The following is a 21,848-nucleotide window of genomic DNA, read 5'->3' on the forward strand; positions in this document are numbered from 1 at the left end:
AAACCGTTTTCTTATCCTATCAAAAAAAGAATTAAGCTTTTTTCTTAATTCTTTTTTTGAAATTTCTCTTAACGTTGTGCCCAAGCAATGTCTTCAGCCAAGGTGTCTTGAGTAGTATACTGCTGACGATAGCTATTATAAACAAGATTACCAGTATATGTTTGCTGAAAACTGGGAGAGTCGTATTGAGTCAAATTGTATTTTTCAATGATATGGTTTAGTTTTGTGTTGTAATTTGTATCAGTCGCATAAACACCTGTCAAAGCGGCAGTTGCATCTTGATAACTACTTGTATTACTCTTCCATGTATTTGCGTAGTAACTTTGGCGTAAAATAGCTACATAATCTTGTAAAGACTCATAGTAACTTGGATATGAGCGAAATTCAGCATCAATATGATAAGCATTGCCTTGCCCATCATCTTCCCAAGTTTGCATTGTAGCTGATTGTCCAGCATATTGGCCTTTTACTCCAAAAAGATTATAATGAGGCGCTGAAGCTAAGCCGGATCGACCAGAATTACTTTCGAGAACAGCTTGGGCAATCATCACAGACGCATAAAGGTCATTGTCTTGGCCTAATTGACGAGCGGATTCCGCAATCTGCGAAATAAAAGTTTCTGTTGGATTATATGTTTGTATAGTTTGTTCTTCATTTGCTTTAACAGATTTCGTATGATTAGCAAACAAGGCACTAATCATCATGATAGACATGACCACTGTCATTCCACCTAAAAGCATACTCATTCTCTTTTTCATCAACTTTCAGTCCTCCTAAATATACAATGATTGTATCACAATAAATTATGACAAAGAAGGCGAATCGATTACAGTTTTGTGACAGTTTGACTTTTCTATATTAAAAAACAGAAGAATGACTTCTTCTGTTTATTTTTCAGCAACCTTATCTAGAATCGAATTCCATGATGCCTCCATTCCTGTTTTATCAACAGAAGAAAAGAGTATAAAGTCATCGTTTGGATCAAAGTTTAGTTTTTTCTTGATTGCTGATTCATGTTTATTCCATTTCCCACGAGGAATCTTATCTGCTTTTGTCGCAACAAGAATAACTGGAATTTCATAATATTTCAAGAATTCATACATTTGGACATCATCTGCACTGGGATCATGACGCAAATCCACCAAGCTAACAACAGCCCGCAAATTTTCGCGACTAGTTAGATATTCTTCAATCATCTTGCCCCATTTAGCTCGTTCTGTTTTTGAAACCTTGGCATAACCATATCCAGGCACATCAACGAAGCGTAATTTGTCGTCAATATTAAAAAAATTAAGTAGTTGTGTTTTTCCTGGTTTCCCAGAGGTACGCGCTAGATTTTTACGATTTAACAAGGTATTGATAAAGCTTGATTTTCCAACATTTGATCGACCAGCCAAAGCTATCTCTGGGATATCATCCTGCGGGTAATGAGACTTGTTTGCTGCACTTAGCAGAATCTCTGCATTATGTGTATTAATTTCCATATTATTTGCCTCAAGCTGTCTCTAATATTGGCTTATCAGTACCATCTACAGCTTCTTTGGTAATACGAACTAGCTTAATATCTTCTTGGCTTGGCACTTCAAACATAACATCCATCATGGTTTCTTCGATGATAGAGCGCAAACCGCGTGCTCCAGTTTTACGTTCGATAGCTTTATTTGCAATTTCTTCTAAAGCATCATCGTCAAATTCTAATTTTACATCATCATAAGATAGAAGAGCTTGATATTGTTTCACCAGAGCATTCTTTGGTTCACGTAAAATACGTACTAAATCATCTGCAGTAAGTTGCTCCAATGCAGCAAATACTGGCAAACGACCAATCAGTTCTGGAATAATGCCAAACTTTTGAATATCATCTGCTACAATGGCTTGCATATATGATTCGCCTTCGTCAATCGCTTTATTATTTTGGCCAAAACCAATAATCTTTTCGCCTAAACGTTGCTTAACAATTTCTTCGATGCCGTCAAACGCACCACCAACGATGAATAGAATGTTCTTAGTATCGACTTGGATCATTTCTTGCTGTGGATGTTTACGTCCACCTTGAGGTGGAACACTCGCAACAGTTCCTTCGATGATTTTCAAAAGTGCTTGCTGTACACCTTCTCCAGAGACATCACGAGTTATGGATACATTCTCACTTTTTTTAGCAATTTTATCAATCTCATCAACATAAATAATGCCACGTTCAGCACGTTCAATATTAAAATCAGCCGCTTGTAACAGTTTCAAAAGAATGTTCTCTACATCTTCACCGACATAACCGGCTTCAGTTAGTGCTGTCGCATCAGCTATAGCAAATGGAACATTCAGACTCTTAGCAAGAGTTTGCGCAAGAAAGGTTTTTCCAGATCCTGTAGGACCAATCATTAAAATATTAGATTTTTGTAGATCAACATCGTCTTCTTCACGACTGTCATGGAAATTGATTCGTTTATAATGATTATAAACGGCTACTGCTAAAGCTTTTTTAGCACGTTCTTGACCAATAACATAGTGGTTTAAAATATTGAGCAATTCTTGAGGTTTTGGAACTTCGGATAAGTCTGCTAAGACTTCTTCTGCTAATTCTTCCCGAATAATTTCTTGGGCTAACTCAACACACTCATTACAAATAAAAGCATTATTACCTGCTATAATCTTTTGAACTTCATCTTGGTTCTTTCCACAAAAAGAACAATATACCATCATCTCTTCATTTCGATTAGTTGGCATTTCTCACTACTCCCTTTAAAAATTTTTAATTAAAATAATGTCATATAAAAAGCATGAATGCTATTAACTAGGTTTGTAAAAGCATTGAGCCAAAATAAAATGGACAAACCATAGCGTTTTTTACGAAAAGTCTGTATCGCGCAAATAACGCAAATCGCACACAAAAAAGCCGTAAAAACGCCAAAAATACTTCTTTCCATTCTTATGAACCCTTTCTTTCTAGGATTTTTACGGTAAAATCATACTCATTTTTTTCATCTTTGGGATGAAAATGATTGCTTATTTCTCTAAATTTTTTTAAATCAAAATCCTCAGGGAAATAAGTGTCACCTACTAGGCTTGCATGAATCTCAGTCTTAATGATTTCGTCTATTTCATGCTCAAATGCCGAAAAAATTTGACCGCCACCTATGATATAGAGATTCTTATCTTGTTGATGGTACCAAGTCAATACTGATGCAAGATCATGAAAGACAAGAACTCGCTCATCATCAATTTGATAACCAGTATCACGTGTCAAAATCAGCGTTATTCTATTTGGTAATATACGTTGATTCATCCCATCAAAAGTTACTCGTCCCATTAAAATAGCATGGCCAGTTGTGATTTCTTTAAAATGTTTTAATTCTGCAGGCAGGTGCCAAGGTAAAGTTTGGTCTTTTCCAATCAGGCCGTTTTGATCCTGAGCCCAAATTGCAGCAATTTTTTTTGTCATTTCCTTATCCTTCAGATTGATATTTCTATTTTATCAAAAATTATAAAAAAAGACTTGATTGGACTACCACTTCTTTGCATTTATTTTTTCCGCATCGTATTAAAACATCCGACAATCTTTTTCGACTGTCGGATGTAAAAATTTAATGTTTCTTTTTATATTTTAAAATAAGATAAATAAATAAAAATCCTGCACTAGCTCCTATGACACTAGATAGAGCTATGTTTAAAAAATCAGGTTGTTTTTCTGTTTTTTCTACGCTTGCAGATTGCTCATCGCTTGAAAATGGGTCAATATCGCATCCTTCTCTTTTCACTTGTTTGTGATCTGTATTGGAATCACCTGTATTTGATTGGTTTGCTTTATTTTGAGGGCCTTTTCCATGACAAAGCAAATTCACTGAATAAGATTGCTGTCTCTGATTACATTTGTTTGAGGATGGATAAGTTAGTTCAGCAAAATCATCTTGCTTTACTGAAGGTTCTATTAACTGCTCTAAACTTTCGCTGTTATCTTGTAATCCATCATTTGCTCCTACAGTAAAAGGGATCATACAAATCACTGTTGCAAGGAAAGTAAAATAAATAGCTAAACAAAACAGTTTTTTAGTTTTTTGTTCTGTAAGGAATTTGAGTTTCATCACCCTACCTCCATAATTGGCAAGAAAGAAAAACATATATATCTATTGTCATTATATCACTTCTATTAAGGATTGCAATAATTTACTAGCAAAAACATAAAAACGAGGCTGGGACAAAAGTCCTAGCCTCTCAGTTGTCTTTGGATTGTCTAGCAAGACGCAGTAGTTGAGTGGGCTCTACTACGCTGATTTCATCAGCTTTTACAGCCCTACTCAACTGTGCGGAGGTGGGACGACGAAATCGAATTCTAACGAATTACCGATTTCTGTCCCACTCTCATCTAGGTTAGATAGCCAAATCAAATTTCAGTTGTGGTTTAACCGGATCATAGTTTATTAATTCAAAATCCTCAGGTTTTATATCAAAGAAATCAGTACCATCTGGTACATTGAGAACAAGATGAGGTTGACAGTCACTTGGCTCACGTCGTAATAACTCATTGGCTTGTTCAAATTGATTGTCATAGATGTGCAAATTGTTGATAAAGTAAAAGAACTTACCGACTTTCCACCCAAAATGCTTGGCAATCATCATTTGTAAGGCAACATACTGCATGGCATTAATATGGTGAGCTACTAGCATATCATTGGAACGTTGCGTTAAAGTCGCATCCAAATAGATCTCTCCATCAACACGACGTACATCAAACATGGTTTGAAAGGCGCATGGAAGCAAGCCATCTGACTCTTCAAATGCCTCATAATCCCATAGGGAAATAATATTGCGACGATTCCATGGATTTGCTTCTAATTGCTGGAGAATTTTATGGATAATATCATGTTTCTTAACAACAGCTCCGTATCGCTGACCAATAGTACCTGTGTCGCCAACTTCCCAATCATTCCAATAGTGAACATTGTACTTGTTATTGAGAAGTTCTAAGCTATTTGACTGATCCTGATAAATCCATAAAACTTCTTTAATGGCAGATTTAATAGCAATAGGACGCAAGGTTGTAATGGGGAATTCACCTTTACTCAAGTCATACTCTGCAAAAGCACCTGTAACATACTTGGAATTTGCGACGTTTCCATCTTTGTATCGTGGACGAGCATTTTCAGAAAAAACACCTTCATCCATAATTTTTCTAATATTGTCTTTAAAGATTATATCTGCTTTTGTCATGATCTCTCCTTCGTCTTCACTTTTTCTAGTATAGCAGATTTTTAATAAAAATTCTCCTACAAAATTTTTGAAGGAGAAAAATAAATAATATTATTGTAAGACAAGTGAAGCTGCACCAATGACTCCAGCATCGTTTCCTAAAGTAGCTAAAGCTAATTTAGTCGTTGTTCGAACTTGAGGGAAGGTATTTTCATCATAAACCTTTTGAACACCATCTAATAAAAATTGACCCGCGGCAGAGACACCACCACCAATAACAATAGTAGAAGGGTTTAAGACAGAAGCGATATTAGCGCAGGCAATACCCAAATAGCGTGAGAAATTCCGATAAACAATCAATGCCAGTTCATCATTTTCTTTAGCCAAGTCAAAAACAGTCTTGGCTGTTACTTCTTCGCCGTTGTCAATCAGTTTTTTCAACTCAGCATCACCAGCGTACTCATCTGCATAACGACGGGTTAAATTCACAATACCAGTCGCAGAAGCTACTGTTTCTAAGCAACCTTTCTTACCACAAGTACATGGAATCGGCTGATCAAAGTCAACAGTGATATGACCTAACTCTCCTGCCGCACCAGCTACACCGTGTAGAAGCTTACCTTCTGCAACGATTCCGCCGCCAACGCCAGTTCCTAATGTCATAAAGACCACATCAGGTTGGTTGTCTCCAGCACCCATCCATCGTTCTCCAAGAGCTGCTACGTTAGCATCATTATCAATAAAGAAAGGAATACCCGTAGCTTTTTCGATTTGTTCTTTCACTGGTTGTAGAGTCTTCCAATTTAGATTATAGGCACCGATAACTGTCCCCTTAACACGATCCACTACTCCTGGTGATCCCATACCAATTCCAAGAAAGTCCTCAGCTGATAGGTTTAAAAGAGACAAGCGGTGTTGAATAGATTCAATCATTTCCTCTACAATATGACTGCCTTCGTCCAAAATATTGGTTTTAATAGACCATTTTTCTTGAATTTCACCTTCTTGCGTTAAAATAGCAAATTTTATAGATGTTCCTCCAAGGTCAATCCCAATAATTTTCTTTGACATAATATTCTCCTCTATGTTTTATTTATCATCATTATATCAGATTTTTTCAGCAAGAAAAAGATTTGCATGGACAAAATTGAAAATCTAGTCCTTAAATATTTCCAGAAAAAATTTATAAGTCTTTTGTATAGTAATATCTTTCACCAGTATAGGGATATTCTTTCAGTGCAAACACTTCTTTATAGCCATGCTTTTTATAAAAATCTGGGGCTTGAAACTGAAAAGTATTGACAAATGAATATTTGCACTTTCTTTCTCTAGCTTCTTGTTCGGCTTTGCATAGTATTTCTGAGCCTATTCCTTGCCCTCGTAGGTCTTCGCTCACATACAAATACTCAATTTCTAGCCAATTCCCAAAAGTCTCTGCTGCCATACCAGCCAGTAGATTTCCTTGTTCGTCTTCTACATAAATGTTAAGAGACTTACTTTTGGATGGCTCCCTCTTAGATTGATTATAAGCCCTGATTAAGTTTCCAAGTTCTTGCGTTTTTTTGAATCGGTATTTTCTAATCTTAAGATCATCTGCAACTTCCTTTAAATTTCTATCTAAACACTACTTCTTTCAACCATCTAACCCACTCAGGTATTCATAGCGCTCGTATTTTTCCAGCAGTTTCTCGTTCTGCTCATCCAGTTCTTGCTGGAGTTGAGACAGTCGAGCAAAGTCAGAGCCATTCTCCTGCATGGCCGCTTCAATCTCAGAAATTCGCTCCTCCAGTGCCTCAATATCGGCCTCAATAGACTCCCACTCCTGCTTTTCAAAGTAGGTCATGCGCTTTTTCTCCTCACGCACTTTGGTCGATTTTTCCTTTTCAGTCTTTTGGGAAATAGCAGAGCTTTCTGCCAGAAAGGCTTTTTCGTCTAAATAATCCGTGTAATTGCCGAAAAACTCTCTGATACCTCCATCTTCAAAAGCCAAAATCTTGCTAGCTACCTTGTCTAGGAAATAGCGGTCGTGGCTCACTGTAATAACTGGACCGGCAAAGCCTTGCAGAAAGTTTTCCAAGACCGTCAGAGTTGCAATATCCAAATCATTGGTTGGCTCGTCAAGAAGCAAGACATTCGGCTTTTCTAAGAGCAGCTTGAGCAGATACAGCCGCTTTTTCTCTCCGCCAGAAAGCTTTTCGATTAAAGTCCCATGAGTAGAACGAGGAAAAAGAAACTGCTCCAAGAGTTCTGCAATGGAAGTCGTTCCACTGCCTATCTTGACCTCCTCGGCCACTTCTTGCAGGTAATTAATGACCCGCTTAGACTCATCCAAGCCCTCAATCTGCTGAGAGAAATAGGCCACTCGAACTGTCTCGCCGATAATGAGCTGACCAGCCTGAGGATGAAGTTTTCCAGCAATCAGATTGAGCAAGGTTGACTTGCCGACACCGTTATCTCCGACAATCCCAATGCGGTCCTTGTTCTGAATCAAAAGACTGAACTGAGAGAGAATGGGCTTCTGATCATAAGCAAAGTCTACATTTTGGAACTCGATAACTTTCTTACCAATACGGCTGGTTTCAAAGTTCATTTCTAGATTGCTGTCAGTTGTCTGACCTGCCAAATCTTTCTTTAGGTCATGGAAACGATTGATACGAGCTTGTTGCTTGGTTGCCCGAGCTTGAGGCTGCCGCCGCATCCAGGATAGCTCCTGTTTGTATAGCTGCTGTTTCTTATGAAGTAAGGCAGCATCTCGTTCATCCTGCTCTGCCTTGAGACGGACATAGTCTTGATAATTTCCTTGATATTCAACCAATCGACCACCATCTAACTCAAAAATCCGAGTTGAAATATTATCCAAGAAATAGCGGTCATGGGTGATGAAAAGAACGGTTTTCTTAGAATTTTTCAAGAAATGGGTCAGCCATTCAATGGTATCAATATCTAGGTGGTTGGTCGGCTCATCCAGTAAGAGCAAATCTGCATCACCTAAGAGAACCTGTGCCAGCTGGACTCTGCGACGAAGGCCTCCTGATAGCTGACCAACCTTTAGAGATAGATTTGTCAGACCAAGTTTGGATAGGACCGTCTTGACCTGACTTTCGATTTCCCAAGCATGGAGCGAGTCCATCTCGGCCATAACTGCTTCTAGTCTAGACTGCTGACTTTCATCATAAGCCGTCAAGAGTAGCTCGTACTCTCGAATCAACTGCATTTCCCGTAAATCACTAGACAAAACAGTATCAAGAACTGTCTGTTCCTCATCAAAATCAGGCTCTTGAGTTAGGTATGCAATCTTATAACCTGACTTAGCAGAAAAAGGGCTGACATCTCCATCAAAGCCCGACTTGCCCGACAAGACATCCAGCAACGTTGTCTTTCCTGTTCCATTGACACCAATCAGACCAATCCGGTCTAGGTCATGAATGATAAAGGAAATATCTCGAAAAACAGTCTTATCACCTACAGATTTGGTTAGCTTGTCAACGATAAAATCGCTCATTTCTTCTCCTTGATATAGGCGTAAATAGCCTCTAAGTTATTAGGCAAATGGCCATCTACAATAGCGTATTCCAACTCTTTTAGAATTTGACCAAGTTTTGGTCCTGGCTCAAAGCCGAACTCCCGCATCAGCATGCCGCCATTGACTACCATTTCTTGCTTGTCATGAATAGTTAGACTGGCATCAAGATTGTGAATGGCAGAGAAGTCCACTGTCAAACCTTGCACCTGTCGAAGCTCCTCTGCTTGTAGCAATAAGTCTATATCGTAATCATAGCAGTCACGCTTGGTCAAGTCCCGTTCTGAGCGAATTGTCACAATTTCGACTATATCTGCTACTCTCTTGGCAAATTCACGAGAGGTTTTCCAAATTCTCAAAAATCGTTGAACATCTTGTATTTTCAATACTAGCAAAAGAGCTGCCCAAGCCTGTTCAGATGCTGAAAAGCAAAAGTCTGAGTCCAATTCAAAGAGCCGTTCTAACTTAGTGCTACTTCCTTTCAAATCTGGCAAAAATTCTATTGCATTACTTTTTAAGAGTGCCTCTAAGCCCTTACGCCAAAACGGTGCTAGCAAAAGTTTGTCAAACTCGATAAAAATTCGTTCTACTGAGATTTTCTCCAGCAAGGGAGCACACCCCCTCATAGCCGCGAAAGTATCTTGTTCCAAGTCGAAATCCAAGGCAGCCTGAAAACGAAAGCCCCGCATGATACGGAGAGCATCTTCATTAAAACGCTCTGCAGCTGTCCCAACTGCTCGCAAAAGGCGATTATCCAAGTCATCTAACCCCTTAAAAAGATCGATAACCTGGCCATTTTCATCCAAAGCTAGAGCATTGATGGTGAAATCACGACGCTTGAGATCTTCTTCTAAAGAGCGCACAAAAGAAACCTTACTAGGTCTGCGGTAGTCCACATATACATCCTCGGTCCGAAAAGTTGTCACTTCATATTCATGGTTATTTTCTAGAACCAAGACAGTTCCATGCTCAATTCCCACATCAACCGTACGATCAAAAATGCGTTTGGTTTCTTCAGGATAGCTGGAGCTTGCGATATCCACATCATGGATAGGTCGTTGCAAAAGAGCATCACGAACAGAACCGCCGACAAAGTATGCTTCAAATCCGGCCGCTTTTATCTTTTCTAATACTGGTAAAGCCTCCTGAAATTCAGAAGGCAGAGTTTCTAATCTCATAGTAAATGTTCCATTCCGTAAGGATTGAATAAGGTAGGATTCATTATCCAGGTGTTTTAGGATTGAATAAAGCTACATCCTAAGATTACTCGAAAATAGGAATATAGCCTAGGGCGATACTTCCCTCACCAAGATGTGTACCGATAACACTACCAAAAGTAGCCAAAGAGATTCTTGTAGATCCAGTACTTTCAAGTAAAAGCTCACGTAAAGCTTCTGCTTTTTCTAAAGCATTCGCATGGATAACAATAATCTCATATTTTTCATTAGATGTACGTTCTTGAACGATTTCAATTAAACGCTTAGTCGCCTTTTTTTCTGTACGAATCTTTTCAAAAACCTCAATAACACCCTGCTCATTAAAATATAGAATAGGCTTAATGCTAAGTAAAGTTCCTAAAATGGCAGCACCGTTTGATAGACGGCCACCTTTTACAAGATGGTTTAGGTTATCTACCATAATAAATGCGCCAGTTGCCTTAATTTGAAGCGCAAGTCGATCTAGAATTTCATCAAAAGTTAGACCGTCTTCTGCCCATTTAAGGGCTGAACTAACCATGATTCCTAAGGGTGCACTCGTAATTTTGGAGTCTGGGAAAGCAATTTCTAAGTTTGAAAATTCTTCTTTTAAATATTGGATATTCTGGAAAAAACCAGAAATACCACTTGATAAGAAAAGCCCAATCACATGGGTATATCCTTCTTGTGATAATCTTGAAAGTGTCTCTTCCAACTCAGCGATACTAGGCTGACTCGTCTTAGGTAACTCAGAAGACAAAGCCATTTTTTTATAGAAGTCTTCAGAAGTTAGATTTTTTCCTTCAATATAGGTATTTCCATCGATAACAACAGGAATATCAAGGACGAAGAGATTCTCTTTTTGAGTATAACTTTCGTCAAAATAGGCCGATGAATCTGTAATAACAGCTAACTTCATTTAAAACTCCAAATTAATACCTGGCAAATCTAAGGCAATCTCAGTTACTTCATAAGTCAAACGGTTCAGCATTGTTAAGCTTGGTCTAGCTAGTTGCTCAACTTCTTCTTGGCTGAACTCATTTGGCTCTCCAACAAGGCGATTTTGGATATGATTTACTTGAGAAATAACGCCACTAATAACAAACGCATCAAAAACAATCATGTAATTTAAAATGACGACCAAAGAAGTCGTTTGATTTGTTTCATCACGGTTTAATAATTGAAAGTTAACATCTACTTTTGTTTCTGGAGTACCATTTGCTTTTTCCCATTCAAAGTTGCGTGCATCATAATGATATTGGCTAACGAATTCTTTTTCGCGTTGTAATTCCATTGTATTTCTCCTAAAATTTTGCGTTACTAACATTATAGCATATTTTTTAACGACTGACTACAAATCCTTACTGCGCTTCTTCATGCTTTTTTAAATAGTATCTCTTAATATATTTCTCTTAGTTCTAATACTCGTTGGAAAAGTTTGTTTCATTTTCCGATGCTTCAAAAGAAATACAAAAAGAACCTCCTAAGAGATTCTTTGAAAATTCATTCATTATTTCAATGGCTTTCTCAAATATCCAAATAGAAGTCCGCTTACCACTGCTCCTACTAAAACAAAGACTAAGTAAAGGAGCGGGTTTGTTGTGAGAGCAACTACAAAGATACCTCCATGGGGCGCCATTAATTTTATTTCTGCTAAGCCAACTAATGCACCAGCCAAAGCAGAACCGGCAATAAAGCTTGGAATAGCACGCATAGGATCCGCTGCTCCAAATGGGATAGCCCCTTCTGTTATAAAGGATAATCCCATGACAATATTTGTCAAACCAGAGTTTCTTTCTTCTTCAGTAAATTTATTTTTAAATAACAAGGTTGCAATGAAAACTGCAAGTGGAGGAACCATGCCTCCAGCCATTACACTAGCCATGACTACCGATCCGCCTGAAGCTACTGTTGCTGCAAGAGTTCCAGTACCAAAGATATAAGCTGCTTTGTTGAATGGCCCTCCCATATCGATAGCCATCATACCTCCAACTACCAATCCCATCAAGACCGCTGAAGTTCCACTCAGACCTTCAAGGAAATTATTTAAACCAGTATTGATAGCAGCCATTGGAATATTGACCAAAAGCATTAAGAATCCTGTTAAGAAAGTTCCTAGTAAAGGATAAAGCAAGATAGACTTAATCCCTTCAAGAGATTTTGGCAAACTAGCAAGAGCTTTTTTTAGAAAGTTTACCGTGTAACCAGCTAAGAATCCACCCACTAGTGCTCCAAGAAAACCTGATGATACTCCTGCTAGAGAAAGCGTAGCTTCACCGCCAGATGCAAATGGAATTTTTCCAAAAGCAGCACCCGCAGCAGCTAAACTACCAGCTACAAAACCTGGAGCTAATCCTGGCTTTTCTGCGATAGAAAAGGCAACAAATCCAGCAAGTACTGGTAGCATAAAACCAAATGCTGCGCCACCTATATTTTTCAACAATGCTGCAACTTCATGATAAGAACCAAGATTAGATAACTGGTCTTTAGGAACTCCCATAAATTGATCAAATAAGAATGCAAGGGCGATTAAAATACCACCACCAATTACGAAAGGCAACATTTGAGAAACCCCGCTCATAAGGTGCTTGTAAAAACCACCTACAGAGCTTACTTGACTTGCACTAGCTTGATGGCTAGCATGATAGATAGGAGCTTGACCTGATAATGCTTGATGGATCAATTCTTCTGTTTTACGAATACCATCTGCAACAGGACGATTGATCAATGGTTTTCCATCAAAACGGTCCATTTCAACTGCCTTATCTGCTGCAATAATAACAGCTTTAGCTTTCTTAATATCCTCTGCTGTCAGCTTATTTCCAACACCGCTAGCTCCATTGGTTTCAACTTTAATGCCGACACCCATTTCAGCTGCAAGCTTTTGCAAGGCCTCTTGAGCCATGTAGGTATGTGCAATTCCTGTCGTACAAGCTGTTACAGCAACTAGGAAATCTCCATCTTCAGTAGCAGATGCTACAGCATTCACTTCTTGTGTTTTTTCCGCTACTTGGTTAAAAAGCTCAATCACTTGATCAGGTGAAGTCACTTGACGTAATTTATCTGCAAAACCATCCTTCATTAGATATTGAGACAGTTCAGCAAGAGCAGCTAAGTGAGTATCGTTAGCCCCTTCTGGAGCAGCAATCATAAAGAATAGATCAGTCGGTTGGCCATCCAAACTTTCGTAATCTACGCCTTTATTTGACTTGGCAAAAAGGACAGTCGCTTCTTTGACAGTGGTAGTTTTGCTGTGGGGCATAGCAATTCCATCTCCTAGACCAGTAGATGTCAGGGCTTCACGAGCCAAAATCCCTTCTTTGAAAGTCTCGAAGTCTGTCACATAGCCATGATCCACTAGGCTCTGAATCATTTCTTCGATAACAGCGTTTTTCTCTGTTGCCTGCAAGTCCAACAACATGACGTCTTTTCTTAATAAGTCTTGAATTTTCATATTTTTTCTACCTTTACTTTTTCATAGATTTCTTTTATATAATCAGCTGTCGCCAAATCATCTGAGAAGGTGGTTGCTGTTCCGCAAGCTACTCCCCATTTGAAAGCTTCTACTGCATCACCAGAACGGACAAACTCTCCGGTAAAACCAGCCACCATAGAGTCACCAGCACCTACAGAATTTTTTACATGGCCTTTGATAGGTTCAGCAAAGTAAGCACCATCTTGAGTTACCAACAAAGCCCCGTCTCCAGCCATGGAAATAATCACATGCTGAGCACCCTTTTCTAAAATTTGGCGTGCATAACTCTCAATCTGATCCAAGTTTTCTAGCTTGACTCCAAAAATATCACCAAGTTCGTGATTGTTAGGTTTGACCAAAAGTGGCTCAAACTCCAAGGAATCCAAGAGAGTCTGTCCTTCAAAGTCACAGACGACTTGCGCTCCTGTCTTTCTGGTCAGACCAATCAACTCCTTGTAGACAATATTTCCTAGATTTTTCGGACTGCTACCTGCAAAAACTACTGTATCTTTCGAGGACAATGAAGTCAGAAACTCCTTTAACTCACTTAGTTTTTGATTTGAAATTTCAGGTCCAGATCCATTTATTTCTGTTTCCGAATCCGCTTTAATTTTGACATTAATGCGTGTATCTTGATCTACCTCTACAAAGCGATAAGTGATCCCTTCCGTCTCAAGTGTATCTTTTATGAATTTCCCAGTGAAGCCTCCGATAAATCCAGTTGCTGTATTTTCGATGCCTAAACGTTTGAGAACTCGGCTGACATTAATTCCTTTACCGCCAGCAAATTTATCATCACTATCCATTCGATTGACACTTCCCACTAAGACCTCGTCCAAGCGAACGATATAGTCTATAGATGGGTTTAGTGTAACTGTATAAATCATACTTCAATCACCTCCGTTTTCCCTTTCAAAACTTCAACCACTTCTGACTTGTAGCGATTTGTAATAATACTTGCTTTGGATACTGGCGCAACTTTGACAAATGATGTCTCTCCCAACTTAGAGGAATCAGCTAGAACATACGTATTTTTCGCATTCTCCAAAATTGCTCGCTTAACAGCTCCTTCTTCCATGTCTGGCGTGGTAAAAAAATTGCTATCAATAGCATTCATTCCAAGAAAAGCCTTATCAAAATTCAGTTGACCAATTTGATTCAGTGCTACACCACCAATACTAGCATCTGTTGAACGCTTCACACTACCACCGATAATAACCGTTGGAATATTTCGTTCAACTAACTTTGAAGCATGGTGGATCGAATTCGTCACAATCGTCACTTGTGAGTGTTCAATAGCTTGGATTAAAAAATCATTCGTCGTCCCTGCATCAATGAACACCACGTCGTTATCTTGTATTAAACTAGCGGCTTTCTCTGCAATTTTTTGCTTCTCGTGAATGTTTTTGATAGATTTTTCCTGGTTGCTTTCTTCCTCTTGTAAGAAGCGGATGCTCTCAGCACCACCATGAACTCGACGAAGTTTCTGTTCGTTTTCCAACTCGTCTAAATCACGTCGAACGGTTGATTCAGAAGTATTTAGAATTTGAACCAAGGTTTCTAGAGAAACAGTTCTATGATGTTTTAATTGCTCCAAAATAACTTGTTTTCGTTCTGATTTTAGCATATTTTTTCTCCTGTAACTGCTTACATCAATTATTATACTCTTAAAATTTTCAAAGTCAAGCATTTTCTGTCATTTCCTTTCAATGTTTTATAAAAAAAGAGGATGAGACACATCTCACTCCTCTATTTAGTCGATTATTGATATCTTTTTTTCTTTTCTGACGCATTTGCAATAGTTACGCCAACTATACCAGTTGCTAAACCAAGCAAGCTGAAGTACTCAGCATTCGTACCTGTTTGAGGTAGGCTCTTCTCTTTTTTAGATTGAGAAGCTTGATTCTTTGCAGACATCACTGCATCACCTTTGTAAAGGTTTTTAGCATCAGCAGGTTTTGTTGAAGTAGCTTTCACTGTTGATAAATGAGATATAGAAGAAGTATTATCTGTCGCTTTAGTCTGCAACTTTCTTTGCTTATCTTCTAGTTTCGCTGTAACCTCTCTATAAAGGCTTAGTAGCGATTCCTCTTGTTGCAATTTATTTTCTTTTTTAGAAAGATCTGCCTTCTTAGAAGATGTTGTTTGTCGTGCGGTAGATACCTTTTGAGGCGCTTTAGCTAATTGATCAACTTTTTCCTGTATATTTTTCAACCTAGTTTTTGAGTCTGCTAAGCGTTCTTGCGCACTTAAAGTATTTTGTTTTAGTGTTTGCAATTCTGCTTTTAATCTCTCTAATTTAGCAGTTTCTTCTGCTAATTTTTCTTTAGCAAGCTGAAGTGCTAATTTTTTCGGTTGAAGAGAAGTTTCAAATTGTTTGCTTGCATTATCTAACGCTGCTCGTTTAGCAACTGTATTTTCTCTTGCGGCAGCTAACTTGCTTTCAGCATTTAATACTTGGTATTGTGCGTTGGCTACTAACTGAGCTTGCTTTTGAGCCTGTAATTTGCCGTCATTCAGCTGACTAGCAAGAATACCTGCTTTTACTTCACGATTCGTTTTTTCAACTCTCAAAGCTGCCAATTCATTTTTTAGAACAGTTGCTCTCTCATTTTCAACAATTCTTGGTTGAGTGGCACTTTTTAGTAACTGTTCATAATCAGATAGGCTCAACAGAGTCTTATTTTGTAAACGTTGGGCTGTATTTCCAACATGGTGAAATCCAACAGCCGCAGTTCCATAAACAGAACTATAGGCATTTGGGATTGTGTTATAAGAGGCAGAGATAGCAGTCGCCTTATTATCCATCATTTGCAGGTAATGTCCTACTCTTGCAAAAGTTTCAGCGCCGATTTTCTGATAAATGGCATTTGCATCTAACTGTTTCTCGTCTGTCGGCAAATTATATTGAGCAGCAATTTTTTGATAGAGTGCTTTTTCGCTATGCCAAAAATCAACAGACTTTTCTGGTGAAAAGCTAATGGCCACATTTTCGTTTTTGATATACTTAAACATATGGCGACCGTTTTTTTCAAAGAAAGCTGATTGAATTTGGCTCGCTACATTAGCATATGGATCTACATATAGCTCAGGTAGACCAGCTTGAACACGATAGCGATTTATTGCACGAATCACTTCGATCGCTTTAAAATTGTTTTCAAGACTTGCTGAACTAGTGGAGTCTGTGCCTATTGTTAGTCCATCTTCTTTTTTTGCTTGTTTATACAAGGATAGAGCATTTGAAGCAGCTTCTCTCACTTCAGGTGTTTGTCCATTTTCTTGTAAGTAATTAAGAATATGCACATAGTTAGTTGTTCAAAAATCAGCAGCTTGCATCACAATTTTCTTTTGTGGCGTTGTTGCTAGTTCTGCTTCTTTCTTCTTGATTTCCTCTTTAATCTTATCTAATTCTACTTGATTAGATAAGATTGACTGTTCTAACTGTGTGGCATTGTCTGGAGCCTGAGTTCCTTTGTTTTGAATTGCGGCAAGTTTCTCTTTTTTCAAGGCAAGATCTTTTATTGCTTGTTCTTCTTCAACTTTTGCTTGAGCTAGCTCTTGCTCTTCGCGTGCAATAGGTGCTTTAGCTTCTGCTAATTCTTTTTCAGCCAAATCAACTAAGCTTTGTTGACCGATAACTTTATTTTCTTGCTCTTGAATTGCTTGTTGAGCAGATGCTTCCTTATTTTGAGCATCTGTCAGATTTACTATATTGCTACTTACTTCTGCTTTTGTTTGAATTTCTTCATTTTGAGCATCAGCAAGTGCTGTAGTATTTGCTTGTTGTTCTGCTTCTTTCAACTCTTCTTGTGCTTTTTGATTTGCTTCTTGGGCAGTGTCATATTCACTTTTAGCTTTATTCACAGCCTCTTCTTGCGATTCTTCCTGCGCCTTTGCTAGCTCAGCCTGAGTTTTTGAAATTTCTGCATTAGTTTGTCTATCTGCATCCATCTGTTGGGTGGCTTGATTCTTTTCAGCTGGTTTTGATACCTCTTCTGCTTTAATCTGATTTCCCAACATACCTGACATCAGTGTTGTTGCTGCTATTCCAGTCGCCACCATGGATTTCCCTAGCTTTTTTTCATCCTTGTATCCCTTCTTTCATAATATCATATAAATATTTTGGCACTACTCTATAAAATTATTTTATCATGCTTATGTAAAAAGCCAAGTTATTATTCATGTCTTTTTAATAGAAATTTGATTACATTTTGATGACTTGTTTGCTAAATTATTTTCTATTGAAGATATAAATACAATTATAAAATTTTATTAGAGAAATACTTTGGTTTGTAAAATCATAAATAGACTTTAGTTAATTTGCTACTATGCCTAAAAAGTTATTATATATAAAAAGGTTTGAGATCCTCTTATCGCAAACCTTTTTATATAGTTAAAATTTCTTTACAATTCCCTAACTTTTGTCATTTTTATTGACGACCTTTTAGAATCGCTTCAATAATTGCCATTCTGACAAAGACGCCGTTGGTCATTTGTTCAACGATACGTGATTTTGGTGCTTCAACCAGATGATCCGCAATTTCTACATCACGGTTAACTGGAGCCGGATGCATGAGAATCGCTGTATCTTTCATGCGGTCATACCGCTCTTGAGTCAGACCATGCAATTTGTGGTAATTTTCTTTAGAAAAGATGGACTCGTAGTCATGGCGCTCATGCTGCACGCGCAGGAACATCATGACATCCACTTCTTCAATCACTTCATCAATAGTGACAAACTTACCATAGTCCGCAAACTCTTGGCTCCGCCATTCTTCCGGACCAGCAAAGTATAGCTCGGCCCCCAAGCGCTTGAGAATCTGCATATTTGACTTAGCCACACGTGAATGGTCCAAGTCACCAGCAATCGCAACCTTGAGCCCTTCAAAGCGACCAAACTCTTGATAAATGGTCATCAAATCCAGCAAGCTTTGGCTAGGATGCTGACCAGAACCATCTCCTCCGTTAACGATGGAAGTCGTAATGGTTGGGCTTTCCACTAGCTCTTTGTAATAGTCCACTTCAGGATGGCGAATGACACAAACATCGACGCCAAGGGCAGACATAGTCAGGATGGTGTCATACAAGGTTTCTCCTTTATTGACCGAGCTTGTCTTGACATCGAAGTCCAGAAGATCACAGCCCAACTTCAACTCTGCTACTTCAAAGGCTTTGTGGGTCCGAGTAGATGACTCAAAGAAAAGGTTAGCCACGATATGCTGCTCATCATAATGGGCTTTAGCCCCATTTTTAAATTCGATTCCGCGTTTAATCAAGGCCATAACTTCTTCATTTGACAGAGTTTCCATAGAAACAAGGTTTTTAAGTGCGATTTGATTTGATGACATATGCTAATCTCCTGTTTTTAGATGTGATGATTGGAGCAAGACTCCTAGATTGGACGACAAATTTTAAAAAATGAACTTAATAATTTTTTATTTAGGCTCAGGTAGAACAAGATAAAGGACAATTCCTAAAACAGTTGATAGAGCCACTCCGGAGATTTGAAGCCCCGACAACTGCAAGGTTAGACCCCCGATACCAGATACAAGAATAACACTTGCAATCAATAAGTTCTTTTTATTATCAAAGTTAGTCTGTGCTTCAATCAGAATTTTAAGCCCACTTGAAGCAATCACACCAAATAGTGCAATGGAAATACCACCTAGTACAGGACTTGGGATAGATTGGAGTAGGGCTGATACCTTACCAACAAAGCTCATGACAATAGCTAGCACTGCTGCACCAGCGATGACATAAACGCTATAAATTTTATTAAGTGCCATGACTCCAATGTTCTCTCCATAACTGGTCACTGGTGGCGCTCCAAAAAGCCCTGCAATAACCTGAGCCAGACCATCGCCAGTCAGAGTTCTATCCAAACCAGGATCCTTGAAGAAATCTTTTCCAGTTAGGCTATTTAATACCATGACATGACCAAAATGTTCTGTCATAGTGACAAAGGCTATAGGTGCCATTGTCAAGATTGCACTAGGATAAAATTTCACATCATAGTCTAAGAAAGGCAAACTCATCGGTGGCAGGTGAAACCAAGATGCTTCTCCAACCTTAGTAAAAGAGACAATTTCCTGCCCAGTGACAGCACCTAACAGCAAGCTAAAGAGGTAACCGACAACTAAGCCTAGTAAGACTGGAATAATGCCTACAATCTTTTTCCCATAGATATTAAAGAGAATAATAGCTAAGAGTGTTACCATTCCAATGGTAAAATAGGTCAAATCATAAACTTTCTCACCATTGGCTAAAGTCTTATTCATTACATCGCTAACAGCTGTACCAGCCAGACTGAGACCTATTACCATGATAATTGGACCAACGACTACTGGCGGAAGCACTTTATCAATCCATGCATTACCAGCAAATCTGACAACCAAAGCCACGATGAAATAAACTAAGCCTCCTGTGATAGCTCCCTGGGCCACTGCACCAATGCCATCTGTCTTCATCAATAATTGCATAGCTGCAATATAAGCAAAGCTAGAACCCATATAAGCAGGTATCTTATACTTAGTAACCATTAAGTGTGCTAATGTTCCTAGACCACTTGAGAATAGGGCAACTGCTGGATCGATTCCTACTAAAATTGGAACAAGCACGGTCGCCCCAAACATAGCGAACAAATGCTGGAATGACAAACCTAAAAGAAGGCCTGGTTTTGGCATATCATGAACATCATATTTAACTTCTTGATTCATCTATCTTACTACTCCCCCATAATTAAAACACGATCTTGACCATCTATTTCGGTCATCTCAACAATAATTTTCTCAGTCTGACTAGTCGGAATATTCTTCCCAACATAGTCTGCTCGAATCGGCAACTCTCGGTGACCACGATCTACCAAAACAGCCAATCCAACTCTAGACGGGCGACCATGACTGACCAAATTATCAATCGCTGCACGAATAGTTCTACCTGTATAGAGGACATCATCGATCAGAATAACCTGACGATCTGTAATATCCACTGGGATGAATGTCGTATCCTCTTCAACCTTCATATCATCACGAAAGGCTTTTGTATCCACTTCTCCGACCGGAATATCAATTCCTTCTAACTGGGCTAAACGTTTTTGGATACGATTGGCCAAGTAAACTCCTCGAGTCTTGATTCCAGCAAGAACGACCTGACTCAAATCCTTGTTACGTTCGATGATTTCATAGGTAATCCGCGTAATGGCACGATTCATTGTGATCTCATCAACAACTTCTTTTGTTTTCATTTTTACCTCCTAAACACTAAAAAAATCTCCTTATACAAGGAGATTTCAGAAAATATAGATAGACTGTACTTAACGAAAAAGAAATACAATACGCCTATCTTTTCACTTGCTCCTTGCCTATCTCTCTGGATAGAATTAAAGGATTATTTAATTGTTAATACTATATCATAGTCGAAAATATACTGCAAGCAAAAAATGTCATTTTATAAAAAATATTTGCTAGGCTTGTTTCTTGCTTTTTGTAAAAGTGATAGACTTGATGCCATAAAAGACAAAACCAAACACTAGATAAGCCACAAAAATAATCAAACATCTCTTGATAACATAAGGCCATTCATATTTAAAAACATTCAAAAAGAAATATGGAAATGGATTATCTTTTGCATTCGGAATATTAATTTTCAAGAAAAAGCCATTAAATAGTGCGAAAGCCATGTAGACTAATGGCAATCCAGACCAAGAAATCGGATCAAACCATCGATATTGTCTCGTTTTATCAAATACCAATGTATCTATCAAAAAAGCTAAGGGAACAATGTAATGGCAAAGAAAGTTTTCTAAACGATAAAAATCAGTTGCAATTGGTGCAAGCATAACATGATAAACTACACAAGTGATCATGATAGACATGGTAACGCCACCCTTAATTCTTAAGAAAACCGGCGACTTCCAAGTCTCATCTTTTCTAGCCATCAAATAAACCATATAGCCCGTAAAGATTAGGACTAATAGATTGGACAAAACTGTATAATACATGAGCATTCCCCAACCATATTTACTGATTTCGAGAAAAACTCCTAAAAAAGCTAAAACTAATAATAGAATTCTGTAAGCAAAAATGAATGTACGGCTCATATCAACCTCAGATCTTCTTAACAAATTCGGATTTAAGCTTCATAGCGCCAAAGCCGTCAATCTTACAGTCGATATTGTGGTCGCCTTCTACAATGCGAATATTTTTCACACGTGTACCTTGCTTGAGATCCTTAGGTGCACCTTTGACTTTTAAGTCCTTGATTAGGGTAACAGTGTCACCATCAGCCAACTTATTGCCATTGGCATCGATAGCTACCACTCCTTCTTCTACCTCTTGAGCTTCAGCTGGGTTCCATTCATGAGCACATTCTGGGCAAATTAAAAGCGTCCCATCTTCATAGACATATTCTGAGTTACATTTTGGACAGTTTGGTAATGTATTCATTTTCTTCTCCCTTTTAAAAATATACTGGT

General features: G+C 38.4%; 21 protein-coding genes and 1 pseudogene. All 22 read right to left on the reverse strand.

The window, feature by feature from the left end; genetic code table 11:
• Nucleotides 1-68: 68 nt before the first annotated feature.
• Nucleotides 69-758, reverse strand: a complete 690-nt coding sequence (locus HMPREF9182_RS00700; protein ID WP_037602445.1) for a glucosaminidase domain-containing protein — start codon at nt 756-758, stop codon at nt 69-71.
• Nucleotides 759-887: 129 nt separating this feature from the next.
• Nucleotides 888-1,484 (reverse strand): ribosome biogenesis GTP-binding protein YihA/YsxC, encoded by a 597-nt coding sequence (yihA, locus tag HMPREF9182_RS00705; RefSeq protein ID WP_009443571.1) that lies wholly within the window; start codon nt 1,482-1,484, stop codon nt 888-890.
• A gap of 10 nt (nt 1,485-1,494) precedes the next feature.
• On the reverse strand, nt 1,495-2,724 hold the full coding sequence (clpX, locus tag HMPREF9182_RS00710) for an ATP-dependent Clp protease ATP-binding subunit ClpX (protein ID WP_009755023.1): 1,230 nt from the start codon (nt 2,722-2,724) through the stop codon (nt 1,495-1,497).
• Between the two features lie 202 nt (nt 2,725-2,926).
• Nucleotides 2,927-3,439: a dihydrofolate reductase gene (locus tag HMPREF9182_RS00715; RefSeq protein WP_009443405.1), complete on the reverse strand. Its 513-nt coding sequence runs from the start codon at nt 3,437-3,439 to the stop codon at nt 2,927-2,929.
• A 142-nt stretch (nt 3,440-3,581) separates the two neighbouring features.
• Nucleotides 3,582-4,079 (reverse strand): hypothetical protein, encoded by a 498-nt coding sequence (locus HMPREF9182_RS00720; protein WP_009443055.1) that lies wholly within the window; start codon nt 4,077-4,079, stop codon nt 3,582-3,584.
• A 286-nt stretch (nt 4,080-4,365) separates the two neighbouring features.
• Nucleotides 4,366-5,205 (reverse strand): thymidylate synthase, encoded by an 840-nt coding sequence (locus HMPREF9182_RS00725; protein WP_009754579.1) that lies wholly within the window; start codon nt 5,203-5,205, stop codon nt 4,366-4,368.
• A 90-nt stretch (nt 5,206-5,295) separates the two neighbouring features.
• A complete protein-coding gene (locus tag HMPREF9182_RS00730) occupies nt 5,296-6,255 on the reverse strand; it encodes an ROK family glucokinase (RefSeq protein ID WP_009444011.1) in 960 nt (319 codons plus the stop codon).
• A gap of 112 nt (nt 6,256-6,367) precedes the next feature.
• Nucleotides 6,368-6,777 (reverse strand): annotated as a pseudogene (locus tag HMPREF9182_RS00735) (GNAT family N-acetyltransferase).
• 40 nt (nt 6,778-6,817) lie between these two features.
• Complete coding sequence (locus HMPREF9182_RS00740) at nt 6,818-8,686, reverse strand: ABC-F family ATP-binding cassette domain-containing protein (RefSeq protein WP_009754799.1); 1,869 nt, start codon at nt 8,684-8,686, stop codon at nt 6,818-6,820.
• Nucleotides 8,683-9,882 carry a CCA tRNA nucleotidyltransferase gene (locus HMPREF9182_RS00745; RefSeq protein ID WP_009443609.1) on the reverse strand — a complete coding sequence of 400 codons (1,200 nt, stop codon included), beginning with the start codon at nt 9,880-9,882 and terminating at the stop codon, nt 8,683-8,685. Before HMPREF9182_RS00745 ends, HMPREF9182_RS00740 begins: the two co-directional genes overlap by 4 nt.
• 85 nt (nt 9,883-9,967) lie before the next feature.
• Complete coding sequence (locus HMPREF9182_RS00750; protein WP_009754618.1) at nt 9,968-10,819, reverse strand: DegV family protein; 852 nt, start codon at nt 10,817-10,819, stop codon at nt 9,968-9,970.
• Complete coding sequence (locus tag HMPREF9182_RS00755) at nt 10,820-11,194, reverse strand: DUF1149 family protein (protein ID WP_009443316.1); 375 nt, start codon at nt 11,192-11,194, stop codon at nt 10,820-10,822.
• 216 nt (nt 11,195-11,410) lie between these two features.
• Complete coding sequence (locus HMPREF9182_RS00760) at nt 11,411-13,354, reverse strand: PTS fructose transporter subunit IIABC (protein ID WP_009754310.1); 1,944 nt, start codon at nt 13,352-13,354, stop codon at nt 11,411-11,413.
• Nucleotides 13,351-14,262 carry a 1-phosphofructokinase gene (gene pfkB / locus HMPREF9182_RS00765; RefSeq protein WP_009755045.1) on the reverse strand — a complete coding sequence of 304 codons (912 nt, stop codon included), beginning with the start codon at nt 14,260-14,262 and terminating at the stop codon, nt 13,351-13,353. Before pfkB ends, HMPREF9182_RS00760 begins: the two co-directional genes overlap by 4 nt.
• Entirely contained in the window at nt 14,259-15,002 is a 744-nt protein-coding gene (locus HMPREF9182_RS00770) for a DeoR/GlpR family DNA-binding transcription regulator (protein ID WP_009443854.1), read from the reverse strand. The genes pfkB and HMPREF9182_RS00770 overlap by 4 nt, the downstream gene beginning before the upstream one ends.
• 134 nt (nt 15,003-15,136) lie before the next feature.
• The gene (locus HMPREF9182_RS09560) at nt 15,137-16,678 is read right to left on the reverse strand and encodes a CAP domain-containing protein (RefSeq protein WP_009754709.1); all 1,542 of its coding nucleotides are present in this window, start codon (nt 16,676-16,678) and stop codon (nt 15,137-15,139) included.
• A 12-nt stretch (nt 16,679-16,690) separates the two neighbouring features.
• Entirely contained in the window at nt 16,691-17,434 is a 744-nt protein-coding gene (locus HMPREF9182_RS10850; protein WP_128080224.1) for a hypothetical protein, read from the reverse strand.
• A 371-nt stretch (nt 17,435-17,805) separates the two neighbouring features.
• Nucleotides 17,806-18,723: an aspartate carbamoyltransferase catalytic subunit gene (locus tag HMPREF9182_RS00780; protein WP_009443217.1), complete on the reverse strand. Its 918-nt coding sequence runs from the start codon at nt 18,721-18,723 to the stop codon at nt 17,806-17,808.
• 87 nt (nt 18,724-18,810) lie between these two features.
• Complete coding sequence (locus HMPREF9182_RS00785) at nt 18,811-20,091, reverse strand: uracil-xanthine permease family protein (protein ID WP_009754382.1); 1,281 nt, start codon at nt 20,089-20,091, stop codon at nt 18,811-18,813.
• A gap of 8 nt (nt 20,092-20,099) precedes the next feature.
• Nucleotides 20,100-20,618 carry a bifunctional pyr operon transcriptional regulator/uracil phosphoribosyltransferase PyrR gene (gene pyrR, locus HMPREF9182_RS00790; protein ID WP_009443443.1) on the reverse strand — a complete coding sequence of 173 codons (519 nt, stop codon included), beginning with the start codon at nt 20,616-20,618 and terminating at the stop codon, nt 20,100-20,102.
• Between the two features lie 219 nt (nt 20,619-20,837).
• A complete protein-coding gene (locus HMPREF9182_RS00795) occupies nt 20,838-21,473 on the reverse strand; it encodes a Pr6Pr family membrane protein (RefSeq protein WP_009754431.1) in 636 nt (211 codons plus the stop codon).
• 7 nt (nt 21,474-21,480) lie between these two features.
• Complete coding sequence (locus HMPREF9182_RS00800; RefSeq protein WP_009754829.1) at nt 21,481-21,819, reverse strand: zinc ribbon domain-containing protein YjdM; 339 nt, start codon at nt 21,817-21,819, stop codon at nt 21,481-21,483.
• Nucleotides 21,820-21,848: the final 29 nt, after the last annotated feature.

The sequence above is a fragment of the Streptococcus sp. oral taxon 056 str. F0418 genome (assembly GCF_000220065.1).
Taxonomy (GTDB): Bacteria; Bacillota; Bacilli; order Lactobacillales; family Streptococcaceae; genus Streptococcus.